Raw genomic sequence first — 7,772 nt, forward strand, 5'->3', positions numbered from 1 at the left:
GAAATCCTACGAAATATTCTAATGTTGAATATAATTACTGTCGAGATACTTTAAATGTCTGTTTATCTCAAAAAGAGAATTTATTCAAATTATATGCAGCTTTATCATTTTTAAAGGACTCCGAGTACCTTGAAGGGTTATCTAAATTACTTCCTAAATTATTAGCTGAATATCTAAATGTTAGCTCGACAAGTGAACAATCAATAAAGAATTACGTTTTTTTGAATAAAAATTCTAATAAAATAATTGAAAACTATAAAAATCACCTTTTCAAATATATCAATTAACATACTGATTATCTTTTAATTAACAATCAGGTGTAATATAGGTGTAACTTTTATATCTCAAATCATTCTAAGTTTGACTCAGTTAAAAACAATTAAACCTTTTTATTATGAGTAATAGATTTGTAGACAAAGGAGTTGAAAATAATTCTGCTCCTGAAAGAAAAAATGAATCAGTAAAATTTATTGAGAAAACAAGTTTTCCTATAAAGGAAGATCGATTGAAACAAGCGGAAGTTGCAGAAATGTTTGATACCACTGTTCAGACAATCATTAACTGGAGAAAAGCTGGGAAATTACCTTTTTATAAGATCGGTAGGCATATAATTTATTCAAGAAGTCAATTAATCAAAATCGCTTCACAAAATCAAGATTTAGTAAAAGCATAAAAAAAGAGTTTAATCCCACATTAAACTCTCATTTATAAAAATAACTTACGTTATGTTTTGCCTTAATCCTATGGCAAATATAGTACATAACAATTAATCAAACAACTTATTATGAACTTAAACTCTGCCGAATTTATTCGAGTGGGCACGTCATATTTTGCTATAATTGAACGTCCTACCATCTCAAAAGACACTGAGAAAATCATGATTTCTTGGAATAAAGAAACCATTGTAAACGACTTAGGCAAAGATTATATCTCTGCAATCAAAAAGTATTACGGATTTTGCTGTATTCCTCAACACATCAATTATGAGCGAGAAATTGGAGATTTCTATAATATCTACCATCCGTTAGATTATAATATCGAAACTGAATCAGAAATTGATTTACAAGAATTGCAACTAAAAATCCCTTACACTCTAAAATATATCAAACATATATTCGCAGAACAATATTTATTAGGGTTAGATTATTTGAAAATATTATTAGAAAATCCAACTCAAATTTTACCTGTACTTGTTTTAGTTTCTTCAGAACGTGAAACAGGAAAAAGTACGTTTCTGAAATGGCTTCGTAAAATTTTCTCTTTCAATGCAACTTTCATTAATGCAGATTCATTTGTAAATAACTTTAATTCAGATTTGAATGGAAAATTACTTGTTTTGGTTGATGAAATTATTACAGACAATCAACAAGTAACTGAACGCATTAAATTTCTTAGTACAGCCGATCGAAATAAGATTGAAAGCAAAGGAAAAGATAAAGAAGAAGTAGAATCTTTCTACAAATTTGTAATGACTTCCAACTTCGAAAAGAATTTTATCAAAATTGATAAAAAAGAAACTCGATTTTGGGTTCGAAAAATTCCATCAATTATTAAAAACCCTGAATTTGACAAGCATTTATACAAGGAAATCCCTTTCTTTTTAAACTATTTAGTACGAATACCCCATTCTACACCAAAGCAAACTCGAATGTGGTTCACTCCAGAGCAAATTAGAACTTCAGCTTTAACAAGACTAATGAATTATGAGAATGAAAATGCAAAACAAAAAGTATTTGAAATCATAAATGAAATTCATGAAAATTTTAATGAGGATGAAATATTAATTGCTCCGAAGGATATTCAATCTATTTCAAAGCGAATTCATGGACGAAACTCTATTGAAATAAATGAAGCAAGAAACGTATTAAAAACTCTAAACTTAACTCCTGCTAATAATTCAAATAAATACGAAGGATATGAATATTTACCACATGGTGAATTCGTAAAAATTGATCGAAAAGGGAGGTATTATTCTATCATTTTCAGCGAAATACGTCATTTTTTTGATGACAGTGATGACAGCCTTGTAACTATTTGATATATAATAAAATACTGTCATCAAAATCGTCATCAAACCGTCATCAAAATTTAGTTTGATGACAGAATTAGGAAAATAAAATTTGAGTTTGATGATTGATGACAAAGTGATGACAGCTTATTGAATTGAATTACATTTAATTACAAGCTTCTGTCATCAATCATCAAAAATTTCGTAAAATCTCAACCGTACAGAAAATGAATTGCAAAATGATAAACGAGCAAATCAAAATGATTGATTATTTAGCTCAAAAAAATATTTATCCAATAAGTATTAAACAGAATACTTATTGGTATTTAAGTCCACTCCGAAATGAAAAAACAGCTTCTTTTAAAGTGGATAATTCTACGAATCGTTTTTATGATTTTGGAGAAGGTTTTGGTGGTACTTTAATAGACTTAATTTCTAAGCTTGAAAATATTTCAATCAATGAAATTATTCAAAAGTTTAGTATTAATTCTTTTTCCTTTCAAAAGCAAAATGATTTTCAATTCGAAAAAATTCAAACAAAAAACGAATATGAAATTTTAAAATTGAAGGAAATTTCATCGTTTCCTTTAGTTCAATATTTAGAAGAAAGAAAACTCATCTTAGAAATTGTAAATCGATATTGTAAAGAAATTCATTACAAATTAAATCAAAAAACATATTACGCAATTGCATTTCCTAACAATAAAAATGGATATGAAATTTGGATGTCCTAACAAAAATTCCATAGTAAGAAAAGGTATAAAACTTATCTTAACATGATGAAAGGACAAAAAAAACATTACGATGCTTCTTTTAAATTACGAGCAGTAGAACTGAGTTACGAAAGAAGTAATATTTCCGAATTAGCTAGAGAACTTGGAATAAAAGCCTCCTTATTATACAAATGGCGCAAAGATTATCAAGAATATGGATCGAATAGTTTTCCAGGAAAAGGCAATTTAAAGCTAACACCTGAACAAGAGCGTATAGTCGAATTAGAGAAAAAACTAAAAGATGCTGAATTAGAACGAGATATCTTAAAAAAAGCAATAAGCATTTTCTCCAAGAACGGTCGATGAAATACAGATTCATAAAGAATCATGAGCGCCAATTTCCGATTGAGAAAATGTGTTTTTTATTAAAAATAAATTCCAGTAGCTATTATAAATGGAAAAAAAGAGGGTATTCCAATCGACTTTTGAGAAAAAATTTGATGTTAGATAAAATAACATATTTATATTTTGAATTTAAACAGAGATATGGAAGTCCTCGAATTCATTCAGAATTGAACGCTTTAGGTTATAGAATATCACTTAAAACGGTTGCTAAATATATGCAAGAACTTGGCTTAAGAAGTAAATTAAGTAAGAAGTTTAGAATTACAACAAATTCTAAACATAATTATTTAACTGTAAGCAATTTACTTAATAGAGACTTTAGCGCTTCAAAACCTTCAATGAAATGGGTGTCAGATATTACTTATATTGAAACTCAAGAGGGATTTTTGTATTTAACAACAATCATCGATTTGTACGATAGAAAGGTGATTGGTTGGAGTTTAAGCCATACCATGAGTACAAAAGAAACGAGTTTAGCAGCATGGCGTATGGCTATAAAGAATAGATCAATTAAAAAAGGAATGCTATTTCATTCTGATCGAGGTGTTCAATATGCGTCAAAGAAGTTTGCAAATACGCTTGATTCTTATGGTGTTATCCGTAGCATGTCAAGGAAAGGGAATTGCTGGGACAATGCTGTGGCTGAGAGTTTCTTTAAATCGTTAAAAACTGAAATGATTTATGGAAATAAATTAATTACAAGAGAGAAAATGAAAAAACAAATTTTTCAGTATATTGAAATTTGGTATAACAGAAATAGAAGACATAAAGCTTTGAATTATAAAACTATTTTTGAGTTTAATAATAATTTACAATTTTTAAAAAATGTAGCTTAACTTACACTGGAAAATTCAGGGGGATATCCACACATTACTATTCACGAAGAAGATTATTTTCAGGGTTACAATTACGCATCTTGGGCAGGTGCCGATTTCTTTGTAACAACTAACGAAAAAGAAACACGTATTTTTAAAGTTGTAAAAGGATTAATTCCAAAGCGTTTAGAAGAAATTGTAAACATTCCTAATGCAAAAGAAATTAAAAGTGATAAGAAAATAGATGAGTTATTAAAACAAACAAAAGCCTTTACTCGTGATGAATTTTCTAAACTTTTATTCAAATGTCATAACATTATTCGTAACAACGATAAACTTTCTCCAGAAGCTGCCTTTGATGAAATTTCTAAAATTTTATTTATTAAAATTAGATACGAAAGAAATAATGAGGGAGGACAAATTTTCTCTGAGGAACAGTTTACAAAACTGAAAAAGGCATATGATGAGACAAAGTCTAAGACTAGCCCTGAATTTTATCAACAATTATTTGAAAGAACAAAAGAAGATTTCAAAGATGATGATTTATTCGAGCCTACTGAAATTTTAAGAATTCGTGAAAATAGTTTTGAAGCCATCGTAAAAGAATTACAGATTTACAACCTATCTACGACATCAGATGATGTGAAAGGGATAGCTTTTGAGCAATTCTTAGGACGTACGTTTAGAGGAGAATTAGGGCAATTCTTTACACCTCGTACTGTAGTAGATTTTATGGTTGATGTATTAGATCCGCAAGAAGGTGAAACAATTTGCGATCCGTGTTGTGGTTCGGGAGGATTTTTAATTAAAGCTTTCGAATATGTTCGTGCAAAAATTGAAGACGAGATCCAAATAGCAAAGGACAAAATAAAAGCACAATATTATACCGAAGAATATGACAAGCTTTCTGAAAAAGAAAAAGCAAAAGTTGACGATCAAGTAACCGATTTGTTTACGAAGTTAAATGCTGAATTAGACATCAATAATCCAAAGAGTAGATTACGTGTACTAAGTTACGATTGTATTTTTGGTACAGATGCTAATCCTCGTATGAGCCGTACAGCCAAGATGAATATGATTATGCACGGTGATGGACACGGTGGGGTTCATCATAACGATGGATTATTAAATGTAAATGGAATTTTCGAAAACCGTTTTGATGTTATTTTAACAAACCCTCCATTTGGTGCACGTGTTGAAAAAACTTTAAAAATTACGGAAGCAGATAAATATACAGATCTAGAACGTATAGAAAAATATCGTAAACGTTATGGTTCTGCGTACGATCAGGCACTAAAACAAGTAAATGACAACATCGGTAAGCCTTTATTAAACCTATATGATACAGGTAAAATGAGTACGTTGACCGAAGTATTGTTTATCGAGCGCAATTTAAATTTACTGAAACCAGGCGGAAGGATGGGGATTGTTTTACCAGAAGGGGTACTAAACAATACCAACTTACAAAAAGTGCGTGATTATGTAGAAGGTAAAGCAAAAATTATATTGATTACTTCTATCCCTCAAGATGTTTTCATTGCAAGTGGTGCAACGGTAAAACCAAGTTTACTATTCTTCAAAAAGTTTACAGAAGAAGAACAAAAAGAGTATGATAAGATTGTAAAAGAAGCCACTAAAACGATAAAGGTAAAATACGAAGGTCGATTAAAAGAAGTAAAAGAAGCTTTAGCGAAAAAAGGAAAAGATGCTTTGTCTGCGGATGAGAAAAAAGAGTTAAAAACTGAACAAAAAGCAATTGAAAACAAAATCGTAGCGGAAATAAAAGCAGAAGTAAAAGAAAAATTCAATTACCAAATTCCGATTGCCGAAGTAGAAAAGGCAGGTATTAGTACAACAGGTGCTAAAATTGAAAATGATTTAGAACCTTTAGCTGAAGAGTTTAAGCAATACCGTACAGAAAATAAATTGTGGCAAACCTTACTAAAAGACATACAATACGAAGTAATAGAAAATCAAATTTACCGTATTCCTGTAGCGGATAATAATGTAGTGGCTGAACCTGAAATCTTTTATAAATAATGGAGAACGTTAAAAAAACATTTTTAAATTTTTTAAACTTTACTGATTTAGAAAACTGGAGTTCATATTCATTATTAGGTAAAAATTTAAATTATACTCAAAAATTTCAATTTGCAAAAATAGGATCATTTTTAAAAAGAAATAAAACGCCTATAGATGTAGTAGATGGTCAATTTTATAAAAGAGCAACAATTAAAATTAATGGTCAAGGGATTTTTCTAAGAGATATTAAAGACGGTAAAGAGATAGGAACTAAAAAACAATTTCTAATTTCTAAAGGGCAATTTTTATTATCAAAAATTGATGCTAGAAATGGTGCATTTGGTGTTGTTCCAGAAGAACTTGAGGGAGCAATTATTACTGGGAATTTCTGGACTTTTGATGTAGATTATAGTTTAGTGAATCCTTTTTACTTAACCTTATTAACGGGTACTAAAGAGTTTCAAAAATTAAGTCAAACAGCAAGTGTAGGTACAACAAATAGAAATTATTTACAAGAGGTAGATTTCTTAAATTTCAAAGTTCCTTTACCAACTCTGCAAGAACAACAAGAAATTGTAGAGGCGTATTTCAAAAAAATAAACGAAGCCAATCAATTAGAGGTTGATGGCAAAAATATCGATCAAGAAATTGAGAAATATTTGTTTACTGAATTGGGGATTAGTGTCGGTAATAAAAAAGAAAATAAGAAGGGACTAAATTTAGTTGAATTTAAAGATGTATTGGAATGGGGTACAGATAAATTGCTATTAAGTTCTGGTTTTGAAAGTAAGCAATTTAAACTGAAATCGCTGAGTAAATATGAATCTCTTATTGATGATGTATTTAGAGGTAAGAGTCCAAAATACGCTGATAAATCAGATAAATACATATTAAATCAAAAATGTAATCGCTGGAATAAAATTGAATTAGAATTTGCAAAGACTGTCGTTCCAGAATGGTATAAAAATATAGATCAAAAGTTCTTTACGAAAGAAGGAGATATCATTATTAATTCCACAGGTGAAGGAACAATTGGTCGAGCAAGTTATGTTTCTAAAGAATTTGAAGGACTTATATATGACAGTCATATTTTATTAATAAGATTGAATTCAAGTATTTTCAATCCAGAATTATTTGTTGAATTGTTTAATAGTGATTTCGGTCAAAGTCAAGTTAACCAGATAAAATCCGCCCAAGCAACTAAGCAAACAGAATTAGGGGTGAATAATTTACTAAAAATTGAAATCCCTGTTGTTCAAGATGTTGAAAAACAAAAACTAATTGTTGAAGAAATTAAAGTCTTTAGACAAACAGCTTCTGAAAATATTATTAAAATTGAAGAATTAAAACATCAAGCCAACGAAGAATTTGAAAAAGAGATTTTTCAGTAAATCAACCAATCTGCAATACTAATAAATATGAAAATTACTCATTTAGAGATAAAAAATAAAGAATACAAAAACCTAAATATCGATTTAAAAGAAAATAAATCGCATATTATGGCTTTTATAGGTAATAATGGTAGTGGCAAAAGTAATTTATTGGAATCGTTATCAATAATTTTTTATTATCTACACTACAAGAAAGAAAAGAACATTCCTTTTAATTTTTCCATCACTTTTACAAATAGCGGTTCTTCAGAAAAAATTACAATCACTAAAAATAAAACCAGTGTTATAACAAATATTGGCGGAAAAATAGTTTCCGATCCATACAACTATCTTCCTAAGCAAATTGTAGCTATTTATAGTGGTGAAGAAGATAGGATGTGGAAGAAATGGTATTTTCCTATTTACAAAGACTATATTA

The 7,772-nt window shown here is 29.2% G+C and carries 9 protein-coding genes; 8 read left to right on the forward strand and 1 reads right to left on the reverse strand.

What is annotated here, in order from left to right:
* The 5 genes from N5E64_RS15080 to N5E64_RS15100 form a co-directional block, all read left to right on the forward strand.
* Positions 1-287 (forward strand): hypothetical protein (locus N5E64_RS15080; protein WP_280038219.1); only part of this gene is annotated, 287 nt, incomplete at its 5' end.
* A gap of 107 nt (positions 288-394) precedes the next feature.
* A complete protein-coding gene (locus N5E64_RS15085) occupies positions 395-673 on the forward strand; it encodes a helix-turn-helix domain-containing protein (RefSeq protein WP_092908189.1) in 279 nt (92 codons plus the stop codon).
* 111 nt (positions 674-784) lie between these two features.
* Positions 785-2,038, forward strand: a complete 1,254-nt coding sequence (locus N5E64_RS15090; protein WP_280038221.1) for a primase-helicase family protein — start codon at positions 785-787, stop codon at positions 2,036-2,038.
* Between the two features lie 209 nt (positions 2,039-2,247).
* On the forward strand, positions 2,248-2,742 hold the full coding sequence (locus tag N5E64_RS15095; protein ID WP_280038222.1) for a CHC2 zinc finger domain-containing protein: 495 nt from the start codon (positions 2,248-2,250) through the stop codon (positions 2,740-2,742).
* 42 nt (positions 2,743-2,784) lie between these two features.
* Positions 2,785-3,962 (forward strand): IS3 family transposase gene (locus tag N5E64_RS15100; protein ID WP_280038224.1). Its coding sequence is split into 2 segments (ribosomal slippage): positions 2,785-3,055 and positions 3,055-3,962, totalling 1,179 coding nucleotides; the frame shifts between segments, so codons are not numbered across the junction.
* A gap of 71 nt (positions 3,963-4,033) precedes the next feature.
* Here the strand turns inward: N5E64_RS15100 and N5E64_RS15750 are convergent.
* The gene (locus N5E64_RS15750; protein ID WP_347881239.1) at positions 4,034-4,246 is read right to left on the reverse strand and encodes a hypothetical protein; all 213 of its coding nucleotides are present in this window, start codon (positions 4,244-4,246) and stop codon (positions 4,034-4,036) included.
* Positions 4,247-4,583: 337 nt separating this feature from the next.
* On the opposite strand from N5E64_RS15750, the gene N5E64_RS15105 reads away from it, so the two are divergent.
* From N5E64_RS15105 to N5E64_RS15115, 3 genes are all read left to right on the forward strand, one after another.
* Entirely contained in the window at positions 4,584-5,981 is a 1,398-nt protein-coding gene (locus N5E64_RS15105; RefSeq protein ID WP_347881240.1) for an N-6 DNA methylase, read from the forward strand.
* Positions 5,981-7,354, forward strand: coding sequence for a restriction endonuclease subunit S (locus tag N5E64_RS15110; protein ID WP_280038226.1), 1,374 nt, complete (start codon positions 5,981-5,983; stop codon positions 7,352-7,354). The genes N5E64_RS15105 and N5E64_RS15110 overlap by 1 nt, the downstream gene beginning before the upstream one ends.
* A gap of 27 nt (positions 7,355-7,381) precedes the next feature.
* Positions 7,382-7,772, forward strand: a 391-nt coding sequence (locus N5E64_RS15115; RefSeq protein WP_280038227.1) for an AAA family ATPase, incomplete at its 3' end; no start/stop codon positions are given.

It is taken from the genome of Empedobacter sp. GD03739 (assembly GCF_029843245.1).
In the GTDB taxonomy this organism is placed as follows: Bacteria; Bacteroidota; Bacteroidia; order Flavobacteriales; family Weeksellaceae; genus Empedobacter; species Empedobacter falsenii_B.